Here is a 24,973-nt window from a genome sequence, read left to right on the forward strand (position 1 = left end):
GCCCGGTAAAAGCCTCGGTAAAATGGGACGTCGCTGCGTCTGGGGCAGGCGGTCTTGACTCCAGTTCGAGAGCGCGTCGAATCTGCCAAAGGTAATAATCTCGTGCAGACAGAGCAAGCGGCAGTTTTATAGCCATTTTTTCAGGAGACAAAGCATGGAACGTCGTTCATTTATGAGCAAGGCGTCGGTGGGTGCCGCTGTTGGTGCCACGCTGGTAGCTGCGCCCGCCATTGTCCAGGCCCAGCCCACGGTGCGCTGGCGCTGTTCTTCGGGTTTCCCGAAGGCGCTGGACACCCTCTTTGGCGCAGCCGAAGACGCCGCCAAGCGCATCAGCGACGCCACCGGCGGGCGCTTTCAGATCTCCGTCGCACCGGCCGGTGAAATCGTTCCCATGCCGCAGGCCGCGGCAGCGGTTCAGGCCGGCACGGTCGAGTGCTCGCACACGGCAGCGTTCTACTACGTGGGCCAGGATCCGACCTGGGCGCTGGGCACCTGCGTGCCGTTTGGCATGAACTTTCGCCAGCACAACGCCTGGTGGTTTGAAGGCGGCGGTGAAAAGCTGTTCAACGACTGGCTGGCCGGCCAGAACATGCGCTACATCATCTCGGGCAACACCGGCGCGCAAATGGGCGGCTGGTTCCGCAAGGAAATCAGGACCGTGGAGGATATTCGCGGCCTGAAGATGCGCATCCCCGGCCTGGGCGGGCGCTTGTTCGCGGCGCTGGGTGCGGTGCCGCAGCAAATTGCCGGCGGCGACGTCTACGCCGCGCTCGAGCGCGGCACCATAGACGCGACCGAGTGGATCGGGCCATACGACGACGAGAAGCTGGGCTTTCACAGGGTGGCGCGCTTTTACTACGCGCCGGGCTTCTGGGAGGGCAGCGCTGCCGTGGGCTGGCTGGTGAACAACCGCGCCTGGGGTGCGCTGCCGCCCGAATACCGCGCTATTTTTACGGCCGCCGCGCACGAAGCCAACGCCGGCATGATGGCCAAGTACGACGCGCGCAACCCGCCCGCGCTGCGCCGCCTGATTGCCGGCGGCGCGCAAATGCGCACCTGGCCACGCCCGGTGATGGATGCGTTCTTTCGCGCATCGCGCACCATGCACACCGAGATCGGCGCCGGCAACGCCAACTTCAAGCGCATTCACGACCACTACGCCGCCTTCCAGCGCGAAACCACGAGCTGGCTGCGCGTGACCGAAAACAGCTTCGACGACTTCATGGCGGCGGCGCTGCGCGGTTGATGGCCTTGATCGGTCCGCTGTTTTAAAAAAACACGGTCCAGGGGAGTTTTTGATAAAGCAAACAAGCCCCGCGCAGCGGGGCTTGTTTGCGCCGATTCTGGTTTTTTTGCGCCAAGCGTTTGGCAGCGTTGCTGCGGCGGCGCTTGCATGAAGGATATGTTGTGAACACACTGCTTGTATTCAGTCGCGCTATCGATAGGATGACCGAATTCATTGGACGTGCCGTCATCTGGCTGTTGTTGGCTGCGGTAGTGGTCAGCGCCGTCAATGCGATCGTTCGCTACACCCTGGGCATCAGTTCCAATGCCTGGCTTGAATTGCAGTGGTACCTCTTTTCTGCTGTCTTTCTGCTCGGCGCCGGTTATGTTTTTTTGCACGACCAGCACGTGCGCATCGACGTGATATCCAGTCGCATGTCGCGCCGCAAGCAAGTCTGGGTCGACGTGATCGGCATTTTCTTTTTCTTGTTGCCGCTGTGTCTGTTCATTGTCTGGACCGCGCTGCCTTCGCTGGGTAAAGCCATAGATACCTGGGAAGTCTCACCCAGCCCGGGTGGTCTGCTGCGCTGGCCCTTGTTCATTTTGCTGCCAATCGGTTTTACCTTGCTGTTCATACAGTCGATTTCCGAGTTGATCAAGCGCGTCGCCTTCCTGAGCGGACACGGCCCCGATCCGCACGCCAAAGCTGAAAAAACCGAAGAAGAAAAACTGCTGGAAGAAATTCAGCGTGAGCTGGAAGAAAAAGAAGCGACGCAACTGGCTGCGGCAGCACGAGCAGCAAAAACCGGAGACAAAGCATGAGTTGGCTCGTTTACAACCTGGCGCCGATCATGTTCGTCGGCCTGCTGGTGTTTTTGCTCACCGGTTTCCCGGTGGCCTTTGCTTTGGCCACCACGGGCATTGTGTTTGGTTTGCTGGCGGTTGAGCTCGGCGTGGTGCCGGCGGCCTTCTTCGGCGCCTTGCCGCTGCGGGTGTACGGCATCATGATGAACGATGTGTTGCTGGCGATTCCATTCTTCACCTTCATGGGGCTGATTCTGGAGCGCAGCCGCATGGCCGAAGACCTGCTGGAAACCATAGGACAGGTGTTCGGCCCGATGCGCGGCGGGCTCGCCATCGGTGTGGTGCTGGTGGGGGCCCTGTTGGCCGCCACCACCGGCGTCGTCGCTGCCAGCGTGATAGCGATGGGCTTGATTTCGCTGCCCATCATGCTGCGCTACTTCACCAACCGACCGCTGGCGGCCGGGGTGATTACGGCTTCGGGCACCTTGGCGCAGATTTTGCCCCCGTCCATCGTTCTGATCGTGATCGCCGACCAGCTCGGCCAAAGCGTCGGCGACATGTACCAGGGCGCGTTCATACCGGCTTTCATGTTGGTGGGTCTGTACCTGCTGGCGATGGTGGTGGTGGCTCTGGTGCGTCCGCAGTGGCTGCCCGCCCTGCCGCCCGAGGCGCTGATTTACCATGAACCCGGCGGCGCCAGCGGCCACAGGTCGCTGGGCGTGCTGGCGCTGATCGGTGCCGCCGTGGGCTGGCTGGTATTCACCTACTACTCCGCTCTCATGGTCGCCATGGGCGGCGACCCGACCCTCGAGCAGCCGACCGACGAAAAGGTGGTGATGTCGATGATGGCCGCCATTGGCTTGGCCTGGGTGCTGGCGGTGATCGACCACAAAATTTTGCGCACCAACTTCTTGTCCAAACTGGCGCGCCAGGTCACCTTTGTGCTGATTCCGCCGCTGTTGCTGATCTTTCTGGTCTTGGGCACGATCTTCCTGGGCATTGCCACGCCCACCGAGGGCGGCGCCATGGGAGCGCTGGGCGCCGTGTTGATGGCGCTGGCTCGCAAGCGTCTGAACATGACGCTGCTGCGTCAAGGCTTGGATGCCTCGGCCAAGCTGTCGATCTTCGTCATGTTCGTCCTGATCGGTTCGACCCTGTTTGCGCTGACCTTTCATGCGATCGACGGTCCGGTCTGGGTCAAAGACCTGTTTGCCGAGTTGCCGGGTGGACAGCTCGGTTTCCTGATCTTCGTCAACAGCCTGATCTTTGTGCTCGGCTTCTTCATCGATTTCTTTGAAATCGCATTTATTCTGTTGCCTTTGCTGTTGCCGGTGCTCAGGGAGCTGGATATCAACCTGATCTGGTTCGGCGTCATGGTGGCGATGGTGTTGCAAACCTCCTTCCTGACGCCCCCGTTCGGTTTTGCCTTGTTCTACCTGCGCAGCGTCGCACCGAAAGAGGACTACACCGACAAGGTCACGCGCAAGCGGCTGCCAGCGCTCAAGACCGTCGACATTTACAAAGGATCGATCGCTTTTGTGTTGTTGCAACTGGTGATGGTGGTGGCCATCATGTTCTACCCGCAAATCGTCTTGTACGGTTTGGGTGAGGTGGTGGTGCTCGACGTCGATGCGGTCGACCTCGATTTCATGCCGCTCGAGGAAGAAGAAGCGATTGTTTTTGAGTGAGGCTGCGTGCAGCGGCAGGCGCTGCTGCAGCATTCGATAATTAACAGGCAGTTACGGTGTCAGGATATACCATGTTCAAGCATTTTCTGGTTCCTACGGACGGTTCGGATCTGGCCAAGAAAGGGCTGGAAACGGCCATCGAGCTGGCCCGGCAAACGCAGGCCCGCATCACGGTTCTCCATGTGCAGGAGCCGGCTTCGAGTGGCGAGGTCGAGGCCGAGCTGCATTCGATCGGCGCAGTCATGTCGGATCAGCGCATTTCCAAGACGGCGCTGTTGTCGCAGCATTACCTGAATGAGGCGCTCAAGGTCTGTCGGGACGCCGGACTCGAGTGCGCCAGCGATTCGCTGCTGAACCATTCGCCCGCTGAGGCAATTGCCGAAGCAGCCCAGATCCATGCTTGTGACCTGATCGTGATCGCCTCGCACGGCCGCACCGGGCTGTCTCGTTTGATGCTGGGCAGCCAGACGCAGAAATTGTTGTCTATCACCGCGTTGCCGGTGCTGGTGGTGCGCTGAGCGGCTCAGACGCCGCTGGGCGGCGCGGAATATGTGAACTTGACCTCAAGTTTGGCCGGCAGCGGTCGATCCCCACAGAAGATCACCGGTTTTGTAGGTGCACGGTGTCTGTCACGGGGGGTTTGCCATGCTCAATATTTCAACCCATCATGTCGTGGCCTGGCCGCAGCCGCAGCCTGCCATTCCGGGCGTGGCGCCGGTCGCGGCCGTCGGAGCAGCCCGGCCCACGCAGGACGGACGGCGCGAAACCCAGGCCGGCTTGGGCGGGGAGCGGGGCGCTCAGTCGGCTGCGCGCAACGCGCTCAGCCCTTTTGACCCGGCCGAGCCTGGGCTGGAGCCGGCTGCCGTGCTGCCGCGCGGTTCTTCGGGTGGCAAGGATGCGCTGCCGGATCGTTCTGCATCGGAACTGGCCCGGCCAGGCAAGGCTGAGCAAATAGAGCAAGCCAGGGAGCAAGCCGAACAGGCACGAGAACAAAGCCCGGCCTCCGAGCAGTTGCAAGAAGTCCTCACCAGCGTCTGGCAGGCCAGCGCAGCGGTGGTGGATCGGATGTTGGGACGACAAAGCGCTGCGCAACCAGGTGCTGCGCTGGCATCTGTTCAAGGTGGCGCTGGGCCGTCGTCGCCCATTGCTGCGCCCACCAGCGCTGCGGTGGCGATGCCGCTGGCGCCGGCTGCCGTTGATGAGACTGGACTGCTCGAACCCCTTGTCTCAGCGCCACAGGCGCAAGCTCAGAGCCTGGTGGTATACGACGAAAACGGCAACGGCAGCCGCAGCGCACCGCAAGCCGGAAGTCTGGTCAGCGAGCGCGTTTAGGCGGACGTCCGCCGTCAGATGCGATCGCGCAGCGCACCTGCGTCCATCGCCAGGCGACTCAGCAGCGCGGGCGCGATGCGCAGCAGCGGCAGGACTTCATGCGCGGCGCCGCACTCGATCGCCACCCGCGGCATGCCAAACACCACGCAACTGGCTTCATCCTGCACGTAGTTGTAGCTGCCGGCGTCTTTCATTTCGCGCATCGCCTGCGCACCGTCGCCGCCCATGCCGGTGAGCATGATCCCGAGCGCATTTGGCCCCAGCACGCGGGCGGCGGAGCGAAACAGCACCTCGACTGATGGCCGGTGCCGATTGACCGGCGCGCCGTCGTCGAGCACGGTGACGTAGCTGGAGCCGCAGCGTTCGATGCGCAGATGTCGGCCGCCGGGCGCAATATAGGCATGACCGCGCAGAATGCGCTGGCCGTGCTGCGCTTCATGCACGCTGATGCGGCACAGCCCGTCGAGGCGGGCGGCAAAACTGGCCGTGAAACCGGCCGGCATGTGCTGTATGAGCACGAGCGCGGGCGCGTCGGCCGGCAGCGGCGCGAGCACTTCACGGATTGCCTCGGTGCCGCCGGTGGAGGCGCCGATGCAGACGATCTTTTCGCTCGACAGGAGCGGCAGCGCCGAACGCGGGCCGTTGGGGGCCGGCGTGGCGCTGGCTGCGCCCGGGTATCGCCTGACGCGGGCGCGGGCAGCGATACGGATTTTGTCGACAATGTCTGCCGCGAGTTCTGCCAGCCCGTTGCCGATGCCGATGCGGGGTTTGGCCACAAAGTCTACCGCTCCGAGCTCGAGCGCGCGCAAGGTGGTCGCAGCCCCTTGTTCGGTCAGGGTCGAGACCATCAGCACCGGCATCGGCCGCAGTCGCATCAGGCGCGCCAGAAATTCCAGCCCGTCCATGCGCGGCATCTCGACGTCGAGCGTGAGTACGTCCGGGTCGAGCGCGCGGATCAGCTCGCGCGCCACCAGCGGATCGCTGGCCGCACCCACGCACTGCATGTCGCTTTGGCGGTTGATGATCTCACTCAGGATGCCGCGCACCAGGGCCGAGTCGTCCACCACCAACACTTTGATTTTGTTCATGAGATGTGACTTTGAATCACAAAGGCAGGAGCGTGCCGCCAGCGCCTGGCCGCTGTTGGGAAAGAAGCATAGCTTGCGCGGATGAACGTCCAGCACGTCTTGCGAGACCACGGCAATCCTCTCGTTGCGCAGGTGGTTCAGCACAAAGGCGGTGTTGCGCTCGCCGACCTTGAGGGTCTTGAAACCCTGTATCACCTGCCCCCCACCAAATACCTTGGCCTGCATGCGCTCGCGCCGGGCGCCGTGCTGCAGCAACTGACTGATGAGCAAGTCCATCGCGCGGTCCCCATACAGGGCGCTGCTGTCGCCGCCTCCGTCGGGCAGCATGAAGTGGTTCATGCCGCCCAGGCCGGCCTTGGGGTCCCAGATGCAGGCGGCAATGCACGAGCCCAGCACCGTCATGAGCAACAGGTCTTTGGACGTGACGAAATGCTCGCCAGCCATGACTTTGACTGCGTCGCGCTGGAAATACGGGTCGTGGTAGAAAAAACTGGCCTGCCCCGGCAATCGCAGCAGCGCTCTATCGGCGCTGCCCGTCGACGCTGACGCAGCCAGCACCTCAGATTCGTTCATAAATCGTTTTTCCTCGCAGCACGAACAAATCTCTTGCTTGGCCAAAGCTTTCGGCGTGGCCGACGAACAGCAGTCCGCCCGGCTTGAGCACGCGGTGGATGCGCGCCAGCACCTGGCGTTTGGTGGCAGCGTCGAAGTAAATCATGACGTTGCGGCAGAACACCAGGTCAAAGGGTTCAGTAAACAGCGGTTCCTCAATCAGGTTGATGGTGCGAAATTCCATGTTTTTTTGCATCTCGGGCTTGACGCGCATCAGTCCGGCATTGCCGCCGGTGCCGCGCATGAAAAAGCGCTGCAGACGCTGCGCACTCAAGCCCTTGCCGGCATCGATGGAATAGATCGCGCGTTGTGCCGTGCTCAGCACCTCGGTGTCGATATCGCTGCAGACGATGCGAAACGAGCTGCCTGGGCCCAGCGTTTCGCTGGCGGTCATGGCGATCGAGTAGGGCTCTTCACCGGTGGAAGCAGCGCAGCACCAGATGCGCCAGGCGTGCGTGCGCCGGGTCGCCAGCACATCGGCCAAGGCCGTGAAATGGTGTTGCTCACGGAAAAATCCGGTCAAGTTGGTCGTCAGCACGTTGATGAAGGCTTGCCATTCGGCGCCCTCGTGCTGCTCCAGCCAGTCCAGGTAGCTCTTGAAGCTGCGGTGGCCGGTTGCACGCAGCCGCCGTGAGACCCGGCCGTAGACCATGCTCAGCTTGCCGTCGTGCAGGCTGATGCCAGCCCGTTTGTGAATCAAGGACTGAATGCGGCCGAAATCGGCTGGGCTGCAAGCCCATTCGTGGCCGTCCGACGCTGCCGACGCAGGCAGACGAGAAGGCAAGGGCGCAGCGGGCAGCGGCATGGCTAAGGCAAAGAAAGATGCGACGCTGAATCAGCGCTGCAGGCTTCGCACCAGACTCGACGGGTCCAGAATCAGCGCCACCTTGCCGTCGCCCAAAATGGTGGCGGCCGAAATATGGGCCACCTTGCGGTAATTCGTTTCCAGGTTTTTGACCACCACCTGCTGCTGTCCGAGCAAGTCGTCGACCAGCAAGGCCACCCGCAAGCCATCGGCTTGCACCACGACCAGGATGGAACGCCCCGATGAGGGGCACAGGTGCGGCACTTGCAGCACGCGCTCGAGTTCGACTACCGGCAGGAACTCATCGCGAACCTTGACCAATTGGGCGCTGTGAGCCACGCTGCTGATGCTGCTGGCGCTGGCCTGAAAAGACTCGATCACGTTGGAGAGCGGCAGGATGTAGACCTCGGCGCCCACGCGCAGCAGCATGCCGTCCATGATCGCCAGCGTCAGCGGCAGGCGCACTTTCACACTCATGCCGCTGCCCGGGGTGGATTCGATTTCCACCGTGCCATCGAGCGAACTGATGTTCTTCATCACGACGTCCATGCCGACGCCGCGGCCGGAGACGTCGCTGACTTCTTCGACGGTAGAGAAGCCGGGCGCAAAAATCAGGTTCCAGACTTCGGCGTCGCTCATCGAGTCCGACACCTGCAAGCCACGTTGACGCGCTTTGGCCAGCAGCTTCTGACGCGACAGGCCACGGCCGTCGTCGCGCACTTCGATCAGGATAGAGCCGCCGCAGTGGCTGGCAGCCAGTGTCAGCGTGCCTTGCTCGGGCTTGCCCTGGAGCCGGCGTTCGTCGGGTGTTTCGATGCCGTGGTCGCAGGCGTTGCGAATCAAATGGGTCAAGGGGTCGGTGATTTTCTCGATCAAACCCTTGTCGAGCTCGGTCGCTTCGCCGTGCGTGACCAGTTCGACTTTTTTCCCCAGTTGCGCCGCCAGGTCGCGCAACAGACGCGGAAAGCGGTTGAACACCGCTGACATCGGAATCATGCGGATCGACAGCACCGCCTCTTGCAAGTCGCGGGTGTTGCGGTCGAGTTCGGCCAGTCCGGCCAGCAGGGGCTGGTTGCTGCCCGCGTCGAGTTGCCGACTCTTTTGTGCCAGCATCGACTGGGTGATGACGAGTTCACCCACCAGGTTGATGAGTTGGTCAACTTTGCTGACCGAAACCCGCAGTGTGCTCGCTTCGGTCAGAGTGGCCTGCGAGGCGCGCACGACGCTGCGCGCGCTGGGCAGCGGGGCCGGGCTATCCCACGGGGCCAGCTCGGTACCGCGCTCGCCCTCAGAGGGCGCGCCGCTCTCGCTGATGCAAACCTGCTCCCGGCCAACGTGGAAGGTGAACAAGTCGAGCAAGTCGGCGTCGCTGGTGCTGGTCAAAACGCGCAAGGTGCGCTGCTCAGGCGACTCGCTGCTCAGGGATTGCAATTCACCGAGGCCGGGAATGTCGCGAAACAATTCTGCGATGCCGTCGGCCTGGGTCGGATGCTGCAGCGGTCCGATCTGAATATCGAGCACGCGCTGGCCTGCACGGGCCGCGGCTGGCGCGTCGAGCGAGCTGCTGCGTGCCGCGTGCAGCGTGGGCGCGCGCTCAGACTGGGCCAGCGCGCGAAGCCGTGTCTGCAAAGAGCTGCCATCGGGCGCAGGCGTGTCTTTTCCCTGGTGGCGTGCCAGCAGCAGGTGCAGGGCGTCGGACGACTCCAGCAACACGTCAACCATGGCTGTGGTGGGGGCGATTTCGTGTCGGCGCAGCCGATCCAGCAGCGATTCCATCTGGTGCGTCAGTTCGGCCACATCGGTAAAACCAAAGGTGGCCGAACCGCCTTTGATCGAGTGCGCGCAGCGGAAAATGGCGTTCAGCGTTTCGTCGTCGGCCTGCTCCAGGTCAATCGCAAGCAGGCGCTGTTCCAACTGATGCAGGTTGTCCCCCGCTTCTTCGAAAAAGATTTGATAGAACTGACTCAGGTCGATTTGATCGCCCAGGTGCTGGCCTTCGTTTGACGTTTCACCCATGAAGACTCCTTGACGCTGCAAGCGGCATTACAATTTTCACCAACCGCATCGCTTCGTATCGGCAGATTTAGGCTCCTATTCAGTTTCATTTTTCACCCGCGCGCGCTTCGCCCGGGTTTTACGGTCAACCGGCCATGAGCGTAACGCCCGAGTCAGTCCCCGCAGCCCCGGTGCGCATCCTGCACCTGGAGGACTCGCGCGTCGACCACGCGCTGGTCAAGTTCTCCTTGCAACGCTGCCTGCCGTGTTTCGAGCTGACGCTGGTCGACACCTTGGATGGCTATTGCCAGGCGCTGCGCGCTGGGGGCTTTGACATCGTGCTGGCCGACTACCATCTGCCTGGCTTTACCGGCATGGACGCCTGGGAGGCGGGCCGACAACTGGGTGTTGACCTGCCGTTTGTCGTTCTCTCGGGCGCCATTGGAGAGGCGGCGGCGGTCGATCTGATGCACCGCGGCGTGAGCGACTACTTGGCCAAGGACGACATGTCGCGCCTGGGGCACGTGATCGAGCGTGCCATCGAGGTGCATCAAGCCCGCCGCGCGCAGGCGCAGGCGCTGGCCGAGCTGGCGCACTCGCGCCAGCGCCTGGCCGAACTGGCCGAGCACCTGCAAACCAGCATCGAGCAGGAGCGAGCCGACATCGCGCGCGAGATTCATGACGATATTGGCGGTGCGCTGGCGGCTGTCAAGTTCGACCTGGCCTGGCTGGGTCGGCGTGCACCAGACCCCGCCATGCAGCAGCACATTGGCAGCGCGCTGGAGATGCTGCAGCACGCGCTGGGTGCGAGCCAGCGCATCATGATGAACTTGCGCCCGCCCATACTCGAACAAGGCCTGGTGGCGGCGCTGCAGTGGCTGGCCGCCAGTTTCGAGCGCCGCACCGGCTTGCCGGTGCGCTTGATCTGTTCGTCCGAATTCATCGACCTGCCGCGCGCCTTGCAACTGGTGGCCTACCGCACCGCGCAGGAAGCGCTGACCAATGTGTCCAAGCACGCGCAGGCCCGTGCGGTCGACATGGAGTTGAGCGACCGCGAAGGCGTGCTGACCCTGGAGATCAACGACAACGGCCGCGGCCTGGACGCCGCCGCTTTGCGCAAGGCCAAGTCGTTCGGACTGCTCGGACTCAAAGAGCGTGCCGCCAAGGTCGGCGGCTGGCTCGACGTCAGCACCTCGGCGCGCGGGTGCTCGGTGATTCTTTCGGTGCCGCTGGCGCCGACGGACCGGGACAGCCCAGACTGCAATACCCAGGAGATTAAGTTTGATCAAGGTCATTTTGTGTGACGACCACGCGGTGGTGCGCCGCGGCATTCGCGACACCATCTCGGAGGCGGTGGATATTCGGGTGGTGGCAGAAGCTGGCAGCTACCCCGAACTGCGTGAGCTGATGCGCACGCAGCCCTGCGACGTGCTGCTGCTCGACCTCAACATGCCCGGGCGCGGCGGCCTGGAGGTGCTGACCGCGCTGCGCGACGAGGGCTCGACGGTCAAGACGCTGGTGGTCTCGATGTATCCGGAAGATCAGTACGCGATTCGCTGTCTGCGCGCCGGCGCACGCGGCTACCTGAACAAGGCCGGCGAGCCGACCGAGCTGGTCAGCGCCATTCGCACCGTCATGCAAGGCCGCAAGTACCTCACCCCCGAGGTGGCGCAAATGCTGGTCGACAAGCTCAGCGCACCGCAGAGCGAGGAGCTGCACGCCAGCTTGTCCGAGCGCGAGTTGCAGACGCTGCAGAAAATCGCTTCTGGCAGAAAGCTCTCGGAGATTGCCGAAGAGTTGATGATCAGCCCCAAGACCGTCAGCGTCTACCGCGCCCGCGTGCTCGACAAATTGCAACTGGGCAACAATGCCGAGATGACCGTTTACGCCATTCGCAACGGCTTGCTGTAGTTTGCTTGCAGACGGTTGGGGCGGCGGCGGCCGGATTGAGATTCAAGCGCCGATGAACATGGCCGTGGCCAGCCGCATCAGCGCCAGCACCGGCGCATCCAGCATCGGCAGCGTAAACGCAATGCCGACCAGGCCGACCGTCAGCGTGAGCGGAAATCCGATCGCAAACGGATTCATTTGCGGCGCGATGCGCGAGACGAAGCCGAGCACGATGTTGACGAACAGCAGCATGCCTATCAGCGGCAGCGCAATCCACAGGCCGTAGCGAAACACCACCGCACCGAGTTCGTGCAGCCGCATCTGCTTGACCGCCGCCAGCGTCGGGCTGCCGATCGGGAAGGTCTCGAAACTGGCGATTACCGCTTGCAGCAACAGCAGGTGGCCGCCCATGACGATGAACAACAGCATCGTCATGTTACCGAAAAATCGCCCCACCGTGCTCGACTGGGCGTTGGTGGCGGGATCGAAAAATCCGGCGAAGTTCAAGCCCATTTGCAGACCGATCAGCTCGCCCGCCAGTTCTACCGCAGCGAACACGATGCGCACCGCCAGGCCAATTGCCAGCCCGATGACGACTTGCTGCACCACCACCGAGAAGGCTTGCGGGTCGGTCAGCGCCACCACCGGTTGCTCGGGCAGACCGGCCTGGGCGCACACCGCCACCAAAAAGGCCAGTCCGACGCGGGTGCGCAGCGGCACCGAACGCGAGGAGAAAATCGGTGCGCTGGAGAACACCGCCAGAATGCGCAGGAACGGCCAAAACACCGGCGAAACCAGCGCCATGATGTCGGCTTCATTGAAAGTCAGCATGGCGCAGCGCTCGGGCCGGGCTGCGCAGCGCTCAGGCCGCGTAGCTTGGAATGGCCAGAATGGTGCTGCGGATGAATTCGACCAGGGTGGTCATCATCCAGGGGCCGGCGATGGCGAACACCGCGATCGCCGCCACCAGTTTGGGTACGAACGACAGCGTGGGTTCGTGAATCTGCGTCAGGGCCTGAAACAAGCTGACCACCAGGCCCACAGCCAGCACCATGCCCAGCACCGGCAGGGAAATCATGAGCAGCAAAAAGAGGGCGTTCTGCCCCAGGGTGAGGGCGGCTTGTGGGTCCATGGCGGGGCACTCCCTTGGGGTTGAGCGTGGCGGGGCGCGGTCGTGCGCTGGCGTGGGGTTCGGGTCCGCCGCTCAGACCGCAAAACTCGCCGCCAGCGAACCGATCAGCAGGTTCCAGCCGTCGGCCAGCACGAACAGCATGAGCTTGAACGGCAGCGCCACCAGCACCGGTGAGAGCATCATCATGCCCAGCGACATCAGGATGCTGGCCACCACCATGTCGATCACCAGAAACGGAATGAAGATCATGAAGCCGATCTGGAAGGCGGTCTTGAGCTCGCTGGTCACAAAGGCCGGCACCAGCACCCGAAACGGCGCGGTCTGTGCCGTCACTTCTGGTGGCAATTCGGCCAGATTGGCGAACAGTTCAAAGTCGGACTGGCGGGTTTGTTTGAGCATGAAGTCGCGCATGGGCGCCTGGCCACGCTCGATCGCCTGCTCGAAGCTGATCTGGTTCGCCACAAACGGGGCGTAGGCCTCTTGATAGACCTTGTCCAGCGTCGGGCCCATCACGAACAGCGTGAGAAACAGCGACAAACCGATGATCACCTGGTTGGGCGGCGCCATCTGCGTGCCCAGCGCCTGGCGCAGCAAAGACAGCACAATCACGATGCGGGTGAAGCTGGTCATGAGCAGCAATACCGCGGGCAGAAACGACAGCGCGGTAAAAAACAACAGCGTCTGAATCGGCACTGAAAAGCTGGTGCCCTGCGGGCCCTGGCCAATGATGAGAGGCAGCGTGGCCGGTGGGGCGGTCGGCGCAGCAACCTGCGCCCAGGCGCCACCAGCCAGCAGCGCCAGCGCGGCAAACGCCAGGCCGCGCTGCAGCACACGCCGTCGGTCCTGGGCTCTCAGGGCTTCAGCGCGGGGCATGGGGCGCTTTCATGAGCTGGCTGAGCCGGCCGGCAAAACCGCCGCCAGCTCTTGTGGCGGCCAGCGCGCCAGCGTCGGCGGAGTCGGTCTCGGTGGGCAACTCCAGACGGTGCAGCGTTTGCACGCTGCCTGGCGCCACACCCAGCACCAGGCAAATGCGCTGTGTGCCCTGGCTCAGTTGCAGCGTGACCACGCGCTGCTGTGGCCCGAGCGAGACCGAGTTGAGCACCCGCAACGAGGGGCCGCCGTGAGCGCTGGCACCCGGCATATGGCGCCGGTAGCGCTGCAGCCACCAGGCCAGCACCACCATCAGCAAGAGCAGAATCAGCGCGGGCAGGGCGTTTTGCAGCATGTCCAAGGCGTTCTCCCTCAGCCGCGGCTGACGCGGCGCATGCGCTCGGACGGTGTCACGATGTCGGTCAGGCGGATGCCAAACTTTTCGTTCACCACCACCACCTCGCCCTGGGCGATCAGGTAGCCGTTGACCAGCACGTCCATTGGCTCACCCGCCAGCGCGTCGAGCTCGACGATGGAGCCCTGCGCCAGTTGCAAGATGTACTTGATCGGCACCTTGGTGCGGCCCAGCTCGACCGAGAGCCGCACCGGGATGTCGAGCACCATGTGGATGTCTTGCATCGGGTTTTTGTTGCCGCCTGCCGCTGGCGCGGGACTGATGGTCTCGAAGGCGGGCGCGCTGTCGGTGGCGCTGTCGGTGGCGCTGGCCTGTTCTTCCAGGGCCTGGGCCCAGTCGTCGCTGACGGCGTCGTTCATGGTGTCGGTGTTCTCAGTTGACATACGAGTCTCCCAGCCAGTTCAGTTCTGCTCCACGCAGCTTGCGCTCGACGCGCAGCGCGTACTTGCCTTTGTGGGTGCCGTATTGGCATTCGAACAGCGGCACACCCTCGACGCTGGCCCGCACGCTGGGCGGGCGTTCGAGTTCGATGAAGTCGCCCACTTGCATGGACAGCAACTGCTCGACGGTGGCGTCGGTCTGTGCCAGTTCGGCCACCAGGGTCAACTCGGCGGCCTGGATTTCATGGCTCAACAGCCGCACCCAGCGCCGATCGACCTCCATCGCGTCGCCCTGCACGGTGGAGTACAGCACGTCGCGGATCGGCTCCAGCGTGGCGTAGGGAATGCACAGGTGCAGCGCGCCGCTGATGTCGCCGATCTCCAGCGCGAAGCTGGTGGTGACCACGATCTCGCTCGGTGTGGCCACGGTGGCGAACTGCGGCTGCATTTCCGAGCGCAGGTATTCCAGTTCCAGCGGATACACGCCCAGCCAGGCTTTTTTGTATTCCTCGGCCACCACCTCGACCAGCCGCGCGATCACGCGCTGCTCGGTGGGTGAGAAGTCGCGTCCTTCGATGCGGGTGTGGAACTTGCCGCTGCCACCGAACAGGCTGTCGATGACGCCGAACAGCAGCGTCGGCTCGCACACCAGCAGGCCGTTGCCGCGCAGCGGACGCACCGCCACGATGTTGAAGTTGGTCGGCACCACCAGCTCGCGCAGAAAGGCGCTGTATTTCTGTACCTTGACCGCGCCGACCGAAATCTCCGGGCTGCGGCGGATGAAGTTGAACAAGCCCAGGCGCAGGTTGCGCGAAAAACGCTCGTGGACGATCTCCAGCGTGGGCATGCGCCCGCGCACGATGCGCTCCTGGTTCGACAGGTTGTAGCCGCGCACGCCGTCGGCTGGTGCGGCCTCCTGCTCGATCTTCTGGCTTTCGCCGGTGACGCCTTCGAGCAGCGCGTCTACTTCTTCCTGCGACAAAAACGAGTCGTTCATGATTGGATGCCCAGAGTCATTGCACGATGAAGCTGGAAAACAGCACCGCGTGTACCGGATTGGGCGGTGCGCGGCGCTGCCGCGGGGAGCGTTCCGACTGGGCGGTGGCGGGCGCTTCGACTTCGTAGCCCATCACGCTGGAGATTTCGCTAATGATGTCGTTGGCCAGCTTTTCCTTGCCGGCAACGCTCAGCACCTCGTCTGCGCTGCGTTGTGAGATCAGCAGCAGCACGCCGCTGCGAATGCTCGGCATGAAAACCTTGATGTCCTCAGCCGTTTGTTCATCTTGCAGCTTGAGGGTGATGCCGATCTGGACAAAGCGGGTGCCGCCGGGGTCGGCCAGATTCACCACCATGTTGTCCAGCGGCAAAAAGATTGGCGGCGCACCGGGGTCGGCGCGGCTGTGCTGGGCCGCTGGTTCTTCTTCAAAACCTGCTTCGTCTTGCGCAGTGTTTTGCTTGAGCAGCAGCAGCGCTGCCAGCGCGCCCAGCAGCGCCAGCACCAGCACGCCAAGCACGATCACCAGCAGCTTCTTGCTCTTGGGCTTGGCGGCAGAGGCGTCGGGGGCAGCGGACATCGGTATTCTCCAAGATGCCTCTGAACGCAGAGGCGATGCAGGCGCGCAAAGGGCTTGCTGGGAGGAATTATTGAATTGCGGGGGCGTTCCTGTTCAACCGATAAGGGCTGGAAATACCGTTCATTCCGCTGCACTGGCGCATGCGGATGGTGGTGTTCTCAAGCCCGGGTGGCTTGCCCCTGGGCGGCGGGCAAGGGCTGGCAGCCGAGAGGGTTCATTCGGGTTGGCTGGACTGGTGGGCGCCGAGGTGGGGCAAAAATGACCGCACATGCGCCACCAGCACCCAAACAGCACCCAGCCTGTGGGTTCAAACGAACAAGTCCAGCGCTTGACTGCCGTCGGCGCGTTGGGGCGCCGGTGCTGCCGCGCTTGCTGCTGCCAGCGGTTCGCCCGCTGCGGTCTCTTGTCGTGCCTGTTCGCGCTGGCCGCCGCTGTGCTCTTGCCCGCGCTGCGGGGAGCGGCTCTGTGCCTGAGCCTGCGCCTGCTCTTGGCTGCTGACAGAGACGCTGCCGAGTTCGATGCCGCTGCGCTGCAGCAACTCGGCCAGCGCCAGCTCGGCCGTGTGCTCCAGGCTGGCCCGGGTGGCGGCGTTGTCGGTGCGAAATTCGACTTGCAGCTCCTGTGCCGACAGCGCCAGCTCGATGTCGATCCGATCTTCGCTGCCGTGGCCGACGTGCAGGCTGGCGTGGTCGAGGTGTGGGCTGCTCCAGCGACTGATCTGCTGCGCTTCGAGGTCTGTGGGCGCTGGGTCGGCCCAGACGGCGCTCTCGCTGCTGGGCGCTGCTGCGTCGGCGCCACCCGCCGGGCGCGCGCCCTCGTTGCCGGGCGCACCCGCCGTCGGCAACCTGAAATCGCCGGTTGGGCCGGGCGGCAGGTTTGCCGCCGACGCGGGCGTGACACGCGGCGCCGGCTCGGCGCCGAGACTCTCGACGCTCAGGCTGCGGCCAAAGCGTTCGTGCAGCGCGACGGTGCTGCGGGTGAGGGGCGCCTGACTGACCGAGCCTGCAGTCGACAGTGCGCGCAAGCTCGCGGGCGCGCTGGCCTGGAGCTGCTGCAATGGGGTGGCAAGCGAAGCACGAAAGGGCGGTTCGCGGGCGGGTGCGCCGTTGCCGTTGAAGGGGTGGCTTGCGGCCGCCTTGTGTGTTGCGGCTGCGTCAGCGCCACGGGCTTGGGTCGGCGCGGCGGCACGCGCGGGCTCGGGTGCGCTGCGATTTTCCGTGGCGTCGCGGCCTGGCAGGTCTATCCCCTTGCCAGCAGGTGTGGCGGCAGCCTCGCCTGCGGGGTGGACGGCGCCGCGGCCCGGCAGACTGCTGAGGTGGGCCGCGCTGCTGCCGTGTTCGCCCTGCTGGCCCAGAGTGGCAGGATGGGCCGTTTGCAGCCAGCCGAGCAGGGCGTGTGCCGGGTTTTCGTGGCCCGCTGCGGTGTTGGGCTGGCGGGTCGGCGCACCGTTTGGATTGGCGTGCACCGAGGCATCAGCCTGGGCCGGCGGGCTTTGGTGGGCACTCGCCAGCGACAGCAGGTGAGCGAACGGATCCGATGCCGACGCCTGAGCGGCTTTCTTGCCGCCCGTCAGACCGCTTGGCGTGACGCTGGCGCTCGCGCTGCTGGCGCAGAGGGTGGTGGCAGTCATGGCAACTTTCCTGGGGGGCTGGTGTACGCAGGTGCGGTCGGCTGAGGCGCGCAGCGTTCAGGGGCGCGCACTTTTGGTATGGCTCTGCAACTGGCTCTGGCGCAGATGAATGGCCAGCGCCAGTTCGTCGCTGTCTTTTTGTTCCTGACGCTGGGCCAGTTGCAGCAGGGCCTGCAGTTGGCGCTCGGTGTACTTGCGCAAGCCCGCCACGTCGCGTTCGGCCGCCTGCACCTGCTGCTGAGCGCGCTCGACCAGGCCCTGTCTGTTGCTGAGCACGCCGTGCTGAAAATCCATGGCGTGCTCGATTCTTTGCATGAAAGCGCTGTGGTGGTGCAGCAGCGTGGTGTCGACCCCGACGCTGCTGCGCACAGCCCAGCGCTGCACCGCTTCATCGGCGTAGCTTTGTAGTTGCTTCATTTGCTCTTGTGCGGCTTGCAATTCGCGCTGCACCCGCGTCAGCGCCGCGAGTGCTTCGTCGCGCCGTTTCTCGGCCAGTTCAACCACTTTCTTCAAGGTCTCAATCGCCTTCATACGGGTTTGCTTTCATAGGGGTTGTGGTGGGCTCGGTTGGGCGCCTGGCGGATGGGCAGCTCGCGCACGCCTTTGTCTTCGTGCAAGGCGCTGGAGAGTTGCGCCAGGCTGCTTTCCAGGCTGGCCGATTCGTGCATGTCCTGCATCAAAAAGCGTTGCAGCGCCGGGTACAGCACGATCGCACGGTCGGTCTCGGGGTCGCTGCCGGCGGCGTAGACGCCGAGCTGGATCAGGTCGCGGCTTTTCATGTAGCGCGAATACAGGCTGCGAAACTTGCGCGCTTGCTCCAGGTGTGCCGCCTCGGCGACGTTGTGCATCACGCGCGAGGCCGAGGCTTCGACGTCGATGGCGGGGAAGTGGCCCGACTCGGCCAGCGCGCGCGACAGCACGATATGGCCGTCCAGAATGGCGCGCGCGGCGTCGGCGATCGGGTCTAGTTGGTCATCGCCTTCGGTCAGCACGGTGTAGAAGGCAGTGATGGAGCCCACGCCGCCCGGGCCGTTGCCGCTGCGTTCGACCAGTTGCGGCAGCTTGGCAAAACAGCTCGGCGGGTAGCCCTTGGTCGCTGGCGGCTCGCCGATGGCGAGTGCGATTTCGCGCTGCGCCATGGCGTAGCGGGTGAGCGAGTCCATCAGCAGCAGCACGTGCAGACCGTCGTCTCGAAAACGCTCGGCAATCGCGGTCGCGTAGGCTGCGCCTTGCATGCGCAGCAGCGGCGGTGCGTCTGCCGGCGCCGCCACCACCACCGCGCGGCTGCGGCCTTCGACACCGAGAATGTCTTCGATGAATTCTTTCACCTCGCGCCCGCGCTCGCCAATCAGGCCGACCACGATCACGTCGGCGCGGGTGTAGCGCGCCATCATGCCCAGCAGCACGCTCTTGCCTACGCCCGAGCCGGCAAACAGGCCGATGCGCTGGCCCCGGCCGATAGTCAGCAAGGCATTGATGGCGCGCACGCCGGTGTCGAGCGGCTGGCGCACCGGGGCGCGATCCATGGCGTTGAGCGGTGTGCGCTCCATGGCATCGATGTCGATCTGTTTGAGCGGCCCGAGGCGATCGAGCGGGTTGCCGTGCGAGTCGACCACCCGGCCCAGCAGGCCACGACCCAGCGGCAGACGCAGCACGCCGCGGTCGTTCGGCGACGGCGGCTTGTTGACCTGGCCCAGGCGCGGCACGGCGCGGTACGGCGCCAGCGGCGTCACGCCAGCGCCGCTGGACAGGCCGTGCGTGTCGCCGGCCGGCATCAAAAAGGCGCGCTCGTTGGAAAAACCCACCACCTCGGCCAGCACCGGTTCTTTGCACCCGTTGCCGATCAGGCACTGTGAACCCACCGGCACCCGCAGGCCCACCGCTTCGAGCACCAAGCCGGCCAGGCGGGTGAGGGTGCCGCGCGCCTCCAGCGGTGTGGCCACGCTGGCGTGCGCGCGCAGGTCTTGCATGAAGTTGAGCCAGCGACTCGGGTGCTCTGGCGGCCAATCAGACATCGGCGTTCTCCGGGTTCCAGCTCGTATTCAGACCGAGGTTTCCGATCGCACGCAACCAGCGTTTCTCCAGCGTGGCATCGATTCCCATGTGGGCCGTCTCGATCAGGCAGCCTCCCGGGCTGATGCTGGCGTCGGCCAGCAACTGCGGCTTTGATCCGGACAGCGCTTCTTGCAGCGGGCCCTGCAGCAGCACGAGATCACCGGGGTGCAGGCGCACGGTGACTGGCAGGCCGTCGTCTATCAACTGGGTGAGCGCCTCGGTGATCAGCGGCAGCAGGTGCTGCGGCTTGCTTTGCAGCTCCTGCCGCAGCACCTGCCGCGCCAGGTCGCAAGCCAGCTCCAACAGGTGTTGGGCGATCTGCTCTTCGCTCTGACGCAACTGCTCGCGCGAGTGGTGCAGCAACTGCGCCAGTCGTTGCGCGGTTTCATCGGCGCTTTTGCGCAGCGGCAACTCCAGTGCGTCGCGCACGGCCTGGCCGCCGGCTTGCTGCCCCTGTGTGAATCCTTCGACGTAGGCTTGCGCTCGAACCGCGTGCAGCAGTTGTTCAGGCAAGTCCTGCTCCGTGGGGCTGCACGCAGGCGGCGCCTGCGGGGCGGTTTTGGCCTGCGTTGCCAGCGCTTCGTCGCTGCCGTCCACGGCGGAAAACTTCCAGACTGCAACCGCAGCGATTTCCTCGCGCGGGATGAAGCGCGCATGCGGGCTGGTTTTGGCCGCGGGTTTAGACGAAGCTGTCATCGCCGCCTCCACCCATGGCGATCGAGCCCTCGTCCGACAAGCGGCGCACGATCTTGAGGATTTCCTTTTGCTGGTTTTCGACCTCCGACAGCCGCACCGGGCCGCGCGAGTCCAGGTCTTCGCGCAGCGCTTCGGCCGCGCGCGATGACATATTGCGCAAAATCAGCTCGCGCAGCTCGGGCGTGGCACCCTTGAGGGCAATCACCAGCGCGTCCGATGCCACCTCCTTGAGCACCATTTGCACCGACTTGTTGTCGAGCTTGAGCAGGTCTTCGAAGGTGAACATCTTGTCCATGATTTTTTGCGCCAGATCGGCGTCGTGCTCGCGCAGCGCCTCGATGATCGAGGCTTCCGCTTGCGTGCCCATCATGTTGATGATGTCGGCGGCAGTCTGAATGCCGCCCAGCGAGGTCTTGCGCACCTTGTCGCCGCCAGCCAACACTTTGTAGAGCACGTCGTTCAAGTCGTTGAGTGCGGTCGGCTGTATGCCTTCGAGGGTGGCCACGCGCAGCATCACCTCGTTGCGCGTGCGCTCGGGCAATTGCTTGAGCACGCCGGCGGCGTGCTCGCCTTCCAGGTGCACCAGTATCGCGGCCATGATTTGCGGGTGTTCGAAGCGCAGCAGTTCGGCCACCGACAGCGGATCCATCCATTTCAGGCTCTCGATGCCAGAGACGTCGCTGCCTTGCAAAATGCGGTCGATCAGCAGCGCAGCCTTGTCGTCGCCGAGCGCGCGCCTGAGCACGGCGCGCACATAGTTGTCGGTGTCCGACACCAGCAGGCTGTGCGAGGCCGCCTCGGTGGTGAACTTGTCCATCACCTGATCGACCCGCTCGCGCGAGACCGAGCGCATGCCGGCAATGGTTTCTCCCAGCTTTTGCACTTCTTTGGGCGCCAGATGCTTGAACACCTCGGCGGCTTCCTCCTCGCCCAGCGACATCAGAAAGATCGCGGCGTCCTGGATGCCTTGTTCTGCCATGGTGTGGGTCTCGCGGGTGGGGTGCAGGACGGCCGGACTGGGTCAGGCGGGTGCTTCGCCATTGACCCAGCCTTTGACGATGTTGGCCACCGCAACCGGGTTCTCCAGCGCCAGCCGTTTGGCGTCGGCCAGTCGCTTGATGTCGGCGCTGGGCGCTGCCAGCGCGGTGGGCGAGGGCAGACCCGGGCGTTCGGGCGTCTCGTCGAGCAGCGCGCTGAGCTGAGCGGGTGCATGCCTGGGCAGGGCGGCGGTGGCCTGCATTTGTTTGAACGCCGGACGCACCAGGCCCAGCAGCACCAGCAGGCCCAGGCCCAGCAGACCCAGCGGCCAGGCCAGACTGCGCAGCAACTCCTGGTTCGAGGTCTGCTGCCACCAGGACAGCGGCGCCTCCTGGCTGAGTGGGACCACCTTGAAGGCGGCGTTGACGACGTTGACCGAGTCGCCGCGCTGCTCATTGAAGCCTATGGTCTGGCGCACCAGGCTGCTCATTTGTTCGAGCTGTTCGGGCGCGATCGGCGCCGAGCTCGGGTTGCCGTTCCTGTCGGTGCTGTTGCGGTGGTTGACGACCACCGCCGCGCTCAGGCGGCGCACGGTGCCGCTGGCTTCTCGCACCACCCGCACCGTTTTGTCGACTTCGTAGTTGGTGAGCGATTCGCGCCGGCTATTGCCTGCTGCCTGCTCGGGGTTGCCGCTTACGCCAAGCGGGGCAGCGGCGGCGTTGATGGGCGCGGAGCCGGGGACCGGCGGCTGGTTGCTCACTGCGCCTGGCACGCCAGCGGGTGCTGCCGGTGTGGCCTGGCTGTTTTCTATCACTTGCTGGCTGCGCACTGCGGCCGAATCCGGGTTCTGGTTCGGCCGGTGCTGCTCCGAGGTCGATTCGGCCACCGAGAAGTCCACTTCGGCGTTGACCTGCGCGCGCACATTGCCCGGGCCCACCAGCGGCTCCAGAATGTCCAGAATGCGGCGCACATGGAGCTGCTCGATTTGCTGCACGTAGAGCAAGCGCTGCGCGTTGCTGCTCTGGGACTGTGCATCGGGTGACTGCGACAGCAGATTGCCGGCGGCGTCGACCACGCTGACCGCCTTGGGATTCATCTCGGGCACGCTGGAAGCCACCAGATGCACAATGCCGGCCACCTGCGCTCGGTCCAGCGTGCGCCCGGGGTGCAGGGTCAGCAACACCGATGACGAGGGTTTTTGCTGCTCGCGGAAGAATCCGTTTTGATTCGGCAGCGCCAGATGCACGCGTGCGCTTTGCACCGACGAGAGCGACTGAATCGAGCGCGTCAACTCCCCTTCGAGGCCGCGCTGAAAAGTCAGGCGTTCCTGAAACTGGGTCATGCCAAAGCGGTTGGCTTCCATCAGCTCGAAGCCGGTGATCGAGCCCTTGGGCAGGCCTTGCGAGGCCAGCCGCAGACGGGTGTCGTGCACCAGGTCGGCTGGCACCATGATGGCCTGGCCGCCAAGGCCGTGCTGGTAGGGCACGTTCATCTGCGTGAGCTGCGCGACGATGGCGCCGCCGTCCTTGTCGCTCAGGTTGGCGTAGAGCACGCGCCATTCGGGTTGGCGGCCCAGGAGAAAAAACGCCAGCAACAGCGCCAGCAGCGCCAGCGCACCCAGACCCAGCTTGATTTTCTGACCCTGATCCAGCCGTGCCAGACCAGCCCCCAAGGGGTTGCGGCTGGCGGGCTGGAGCTCCAGGGGGGCGACGGTGCTGCTCATGGTGGTCCAGGCGTTGGCGGGGGGATCGATCGGGGGTCTGACAGACTCCTTTGCGCTCGATTATTCGACCCCGCCAGCGCCGCCATAGCCGTGAAAAGGCCGGGCTTTGCGCCCTTATTCCGAGCGCATCAGGCCGATTGCCTGACTAGCATCAAGGCCTGCCTACTTTGTACCTGGAGTTCGCTATGGAAATGCGAATCAATGCTTTGCCCAGCCAGACCCTCACCGGGGTGGGGCAAGCCGCGCTCAAGCGCGCGGCAAGCGGCACTGCCGTGGGGGGCGACGTTGCCGACAGTTTCAAGGCCGCACTGAAAAATGTCAGCGCCGCGCAATCGGAAGCCTCTCGTTTGCAAACCCAGGTGCAACTGGGCAACCCACAGGTCAGCCTCGAAGAAACCATGCTGGCGATGCAGAAGTCCCAGATTGGCTTTCAGGCCACGCTGCACGTGCGCAACCGCATGGTGCAGGCTTACACCGACATCATGAATATGTCGGTTTGACTGTTTCGGATCGGTTTTTAAGGTTAAGGGCACTTCTGTCACTACCCGTTCGCCCTGAGCCTGTCGAAGGGTTTGCGCCATAAGTGGTTGATGCATACCGCCAGCAGGCTTCGACAGAGCCTGTCCTGAGCTTGTCGAAGGGCTCAGTCCGAACGGAGGTTTCTTGGATTTATAGAAGCGCCCTTAATGCAGCGCTTGTGTTCGCTGATCCATCAGCAGCGCCAAATCGTTCAACCACGGTTCGGCCAGGCAACGAATCTCGGCGTCGGTGCGCAAGATGCGCTGCATGATGCGGGCTTTCTCGCGCCGGTCTTCGGCCGCCAGCTCCAGGATGCGTGACTTGTCGCGCAGTTGCGCGATCAGAACGGCGCACGTGCTCTCGAGTCGCACCACCTGGTCCCAATCCTGCGATTGCGCAGCCTGCAGCATCTGCTGGCTGGCGCTCTCGATGGCTTTGTAGTAGGCCAACAAGCTCGTCTCCATGATCAGACTCCAGAGCCTGTGGCGGCTTGTGAATAGGCGTTGCCGGGGTTTTTGATCTGCTGCCAGGACTGTGCCAGGGGTTCGATCAAGCCGGCGACTTCTTCCAGCGCCAGCGCGTCGCTGCGCAGATTGGCCTGCGTCAGGCGCAGGATGCAATAGTCGTACAACTGCTGCAAATTGGCCGCCAAGGCGCCCCCTTCGCGCAGGTTCAGCGCCGCCTTGAGGCCTTCTTCCAGAATGCGCGCCGCCTTGCCTATGGCCTGACCCTTGGTCTGCACATCTTGGCGTTCAATGGCGCCGCGCGCCAGCGCAATCGATTGCAACAAGGCGTCGAACAGCAGACCCACCAGGTGGTGTGGGTCGGCACCTTGCACGCTGGTTTCATTGGCTACGCGCCGGTAGGTCGATGCAGCGCGCGCTTTGACAGAGGTGAACATGGTGTGGCTTCCTTGTGTCTGATGCCTTTTCGTATCGGCAGCGGCACACCGGACTGTAGTCGGCGCAGGGGGCGAATGCGGGGAAAAGTGAATATGAACCGGAAAGCCGGCCTTGTTTTGTGCAAGCAGACGCCGGTTCTCATTTGGTGGGCACATTGTCGGGTTGGGGTGGCTCCCGCGCCCATGCTGGGTCACCTGGCCAGGCAGGGCATAAGACTTGGAAGCTGCTGGAGCGTTACGTGCACAGCGATGAAATGGCTCTGGCTCGAAAAATTTGAAAAAGAAAAAGAGTCGTTGAGGGACGCGATCGAGCGAGTGGGTCGGGAGGTTGGCTGTTTGGCGCTTGCATGCAGAAGAAGCGCAGGCCGAAGGCCGTCCTGCCTTCCGTCTGGGGGCAGGGGTTGGCTGGGGTGGCGCCCGGGACGGGAACGGGCGCAGCCCCCGCCCCGGCTGCGCCGGGGCGGGTTTCATCCTCCCCCGCTCCGGCTCCTCCGCCCATCAACAGCCCCCCGCGTGTAGCGCTGCGCGCTCACTCAGGCGTCCCGCCCGCGCCCTAGGGGCGCTCCACGGCAGGAGGGTGCCCCCCAAGACCTACGAGGGAGGGCAAGCCATCCCCCGGGGGTTGGCTGAACGCCGCCACGGCACCCCCCTCCCTCCGGGAG

Annotated in this window: 26 protein-coding genes and 1 pseudogene; 8 read left to right on the forward strand and 19 right to left on the reverse strand. The window is 64.1% G+C overall.

Features of this window, described 5'->3' with window-relative positions; all coding sequences use genetic code 11:
• Window positions 1-154: 154 nt before the first annotated feature.
• The 5 genes from dctP to EST26_RS10215 all read left to right on the forward strand — a co-directional run bounded on the left by dctP (window position 155) and on the right by EST26_RS10215 (window position 5,048).
• Entirely contained in the window at window positions 155-1,246 is a 1,092-nt protein-coding gene (gene dctP / locus EST26_RS10195; RefSeq protein ID WP_291067582.1) for a TRAP transporter substrate-binding protein DctP, read from the forward strand.
• 161 nt (window positions 1,247-1,407) lie between these two features.
• Entirely contained in the window at window positions 1,408-2,046 is a 639-nt protein-coding gene (locus EST26_RS10200; RefSeq protein WP_291067584.1) for a TRAP transporter small permease subunit, read from the forward strand.
• Window positions 2,043-3,716: a TRAP transporter large permease subunit gene (locus EST26_RS10205; RefSeq protein ID WP_291067586.1), complete on the forward strand. Its 1,674-nt coding sequence runs from the start codon at window positions 2,043-2,045 to the stop codon at window positions 3,714-3,716. Before EST26_RS10200 ends, EST26_RS10205 begins: the two co-directional genes overlap by 4 nt.
• A 71-nt stretch (window positions 3,717-3,787) precedes the next feature.
• The gene (locus EST26_RS10210; RefSeq protein WP_291067587.1) at window positions 3,788-4,234 is read left to right on the forward strand and encodes a universal stress protein; all 447 of its coding nucleotides are present in this window, start codon (window positions 3,788-3,790) and stop codon (window positions 4,232-4,234) included.
• 127 nt (window positions 4,235-4,361) lie between these two features.
• Window positions 4,362-5,048: a hypothetical protein gene (locus tag EST26_RS10215; RefSeq protein ID WP_291067589.1), complete on the forward strand. Its 687-nt coding sequence runs from the start codon at window positions 4,362-4,364 to the stop codon at window positions 5,046-5,048.
• A 14-nt stretch (window positions 5,049-5,062) separates the two neighbouring features.
• Here the strand turns inward: EST26_RS10215 and EST26_RS10220 are convergent, their stop codons facing one another.
• The 4 genes and pseudogenes from EST26_RS10220 to EST26_RS10235 form a co-directional block, all read right to left on the reverse strand.
• Window positions 5,063-6,136, reverse strand: a complete 1,074-nt coding sequence (locus EST26_RS10220) for a chemotaxis response regulator protein-glutamate methylesterase (RefSeq protein ID WP_291067619.1) — start codon at window positions 6,134-6,136, stop codon at window positions 5,063-5,065.
• A 42-nt stretch (window positions 6,137-6,178) separates the two neighbouring features.
• Window positions 6,179-6,709, reverse strand: a pseudogene (gene cheD, locus EST26_RS10225) (chemoreceptor glutamine deamidase CheD); the annotation flags it as partial.
• Complete coding sequence (locus EST26_RS10230; RefSeq protein WP_291067591.1) at window positions 6,696-7,553, reverse strand: CheR family methyltransferase; 858 nt, start codon at window positions 7,551-7,553, stop codon at window positions 6,696-6,698. The pseudogene cheD and the gene EST26_RS10230, both read right to left, overlap by 14 nt.
• 30 nt (window positions 7,554-7,583) lie before the next feature.
• On the reverse strand, window positions 7,584-9,569 hold the full coding sequence (locus tag EST26_RS10235) for a chemotaxis protein CheW (protein ID WP_291067593.1): 1,986 nt from the start codon (window positions 9,567-9,569) through the stop codon (window positions 7,584-7,586).
• A gap of 134 nt (window positions 9,570-9,703) precedes the next feature.
• Here EST26_RS10235 and EST26_RS10240 point away from each other — a divergent pair, with 134 nt between their 5' ends.
• Window positions 9,704-10,852: a histidine kinase gene (locus tag EST26_RS10240; RefSeq protein ID WP_291067595.1), complete on the forward strand. Its 1,149-nt coding sequence runs from the start codon at window positions 9,704-9,706 to the stop codon at window positions 10,850-10,852.
• The gene (locus tag EST26_RS10245; protein WP_291067596.1) at window positions 10,830-11,459 is read left to right on the forward strand and encodes a response regulator transcription factor; all 630 of its coding nucleotides are present in this window, start codon (window positions 10,830-10,832) and stop codon (window positions 11,457-11,459) included. The genes EST26_RS10240 and EST26_RS10245 overlap by 23 nt, the downstream gene beginning before the upstream one ends.
• 42 nt (window positions 11,460-11,501) lie before the next feature.
• Here EST26_RS10245 and fliR read toward each other — a convergent pair whose 3' ends face one another.
• The 13 genes from fliR to fliF form a co-directional block, all read right to left on the reverse strand.
• Entirely contained in the window at window positions 11,502-12,269 is a 768-nt protein-coding gene (gene fliR / locus EST26_RS10250; RefSeq protein WP_291067598.1) for a flagellar biosynthetic protein FliR, read from the reverse strand.
• A gap of 31 nt (window positions 12,270-12,300) precedes the next feature.
• Entirely contained in the window at window positions 12,301-12,570 is a 270-nt protein-coding gene (gene fliQ / locus EST26_RS10255) for a flagellar biosynthesis protein FliQ (RefSeq protein ID WP_291067600.1), read from the reverse strand.
• Between the two features lie 72 nt (window positions 12,571-12,642).
• Complete coding sequence (gene fliP, locus EST26_RS10260) at window positions 12,643-13,443, reverse strand: flagellar type III secretion system pore protein FliP (RefSeq protein WP_291067602.1); 801 nt, start codon at window positions 13,441-13,443, stop codon at window positions 12,643-12,645.
• Window positions 13,430-13,795, reverse strand: coding sequence for a flagellar biosynthetic protein FliO (locus EST26_RS10265; RefSeq protein ID WP_291067621.1), 366 nt, complete (start codon window positions 13,793-13,795; stop codon window positions 13,430-13,432). Before EST26_RS10265 ends, fliP begins: the two co-directional genes overlap by 14 nt.
• A gap of 17 nt (window positions 13,796-13,812) precedes the next feature.
• Entirely contained in the window at window positions 13,813-14,238 is a 426-nt protein-coding gene (gene fliN, locus EST26_RS10270) for a flagellar motor switch protein FliN (RefSeq protein WP_291067603.1), read from the reverse strand.
• Window positions 14,228-15,232, reverse strand: a complete 1,005-nt coding sequence (gene fliM / locus EST26_RS10275) for a flagellar motor switch protein FliM (RefSeq protein ID WP_291067604.1) — start codon at window positions 15,230-15,232, stop codon at window positions 14,228-14,230. Before fliM ends, fliN begins: the two co-directional genes overlap by 11 nt.
• Window positions 15,233-15,248: 16 nt before the next feature.
• A complete protein-coding gene (locus tag EST26_RS10280; RefSeq protein ID WP_291067605.1) occupies window positions 15,249-15,809 on the reverse strand; it encodes a flagellar basal body-associated FliL family protein in 561 nt (186 codons plus the stop codon).
• 307 nt (window positions 15,810-16,116) lie between these two features.
• Window positions 16,117-17,439, reverse strand: coding sequence for a flagellar hook-length control protein FliK (locus EST26_RS10285; RefSeq protein WP_291067607.1), 1,323 nt, complete (start codon window positions 17,437-17,439; stop codon window positions 16,117-16,119).
• A 57-nt stretch (window positions 17,440-17,496) separates the two neighbouring features.
• On the reverse strand, window positions 17,497-17,970 hold the full coding sequence (gene fliJ, locus EST26_RS10290) for a flagellar export protein FliJ (protein ID WP_291067609.1): 474 nt from the start codon (window positions 17,968-17,970) through the stop codon (window positions 17,497-17,499).
• On the reverse strand, window positions 17,967-19,409 hold the full coding sequence (gene fliI, locus EST26_RS10295) for a flagellar protein export ATPase FliI (RefSeq protein WP_291067623.1): 1,443 nt from the start codon (window positions 19,407-19,409) through the stop codon (window positions 17,967-17,969). Before fliI ends, fliJ begins: the two co-directional genes overlap by 4 nt.
• Window positions 19,410-19,446: 37 nt before the next feature.
• Window positions 19,447-20,190, reverse strand: coding sequence for a FliH/SctL family protein (locus EST26_RS10300; protein WP_291067610.1), 744 nt, complete (start codon window positions 20,188-20,190; stop codon window positions 19,447-19,449).
• Window positions 20,174-21,169 carry a flagellar motor switch protein FliG gene (fliG, locus tag EST26_RS10305; protein WP_291067612.1) on the reverse strand — a complete coding sequence of 332 codons (996 nt, stop codon included), beginning with the start codon at window positions 21,167-21,169 and terminating at the stop codon, window positions 20,174-20,176. The genes EST26_RS10300 and fliG overlap by 17 nt, the downstream gene beginning before the upstream one ends.
• A 42-nt stretch (window positions 21,170-21,211) precedes the next feature.
• Window positions 21,212-22,891 carry a flagellar basal-body MS-ring/collar protein FliF gene (gene fliF / locus EST26_RS10310; RefSeq protein WP_291067613.1) on the reverse strand — a complete coding sequence of 560 codons (1,680 nt, stop codon included), beginning with the start codon at window positions 22,889-22,891 and terminating at the stop codon, window positions 21,212-21,214.
• Window positions 22,892-23,076: 185 nt separating this feature from the next.
• Between fliF and fliE the strand changes: the two genes are divergently transcribed.
• On the forward strand, window positions 23,077-23,391 hold the full coding sequence (fliE, locus tag EST26_RS10315; RefSeq protein WP_291067615.1) for a flagellar hook-basal body complex protein FliE: 315 nt from the start codon (window positions 23,077-23,079) through the stop codon (window positions 23,389-23,391).
• A 183-nt stretch (window positions 23,392-23,574) separates the two neighbouring features.
• Here the strand turns inward: fliE and EST26_RS10320 are convergent, their stop codons facing one another.
• A complete protein-coding gene (locus EST26_RS10320; protein WP_291067617.1) occupies window positions 23,575-23,874 on the reverse strand; it encodes a flagellar protein FliT in 300 nt (99 codons plus the stop codon).
• A gap of 2 nt (window positions 23,875-23,876) precedes the next feature.
• Window positions 23,877-24,311, reverse strand: coding sequence for a flagellar export chaperone FliS (gene fliS, locus EST26_RS10325; protein WP_291067618.1), 435 nt, complete (start codon window positions 24,309-24,311; stop codon window positions 23,877-23,879).
• Between the last annotated feature and the right edge of the window lie 662 nt (window positions 24,312-24,973).

The organism is Hydrogenophaga sp. (assembly GCF_014773545.1).
In the GTDB taxonomy this organism is placed as follows: Bacteria; Pseudomonadota; Gammaproteobacteria; order Burkholderiales; family Burkholderiaceae_C; genus Hydrogenophaga.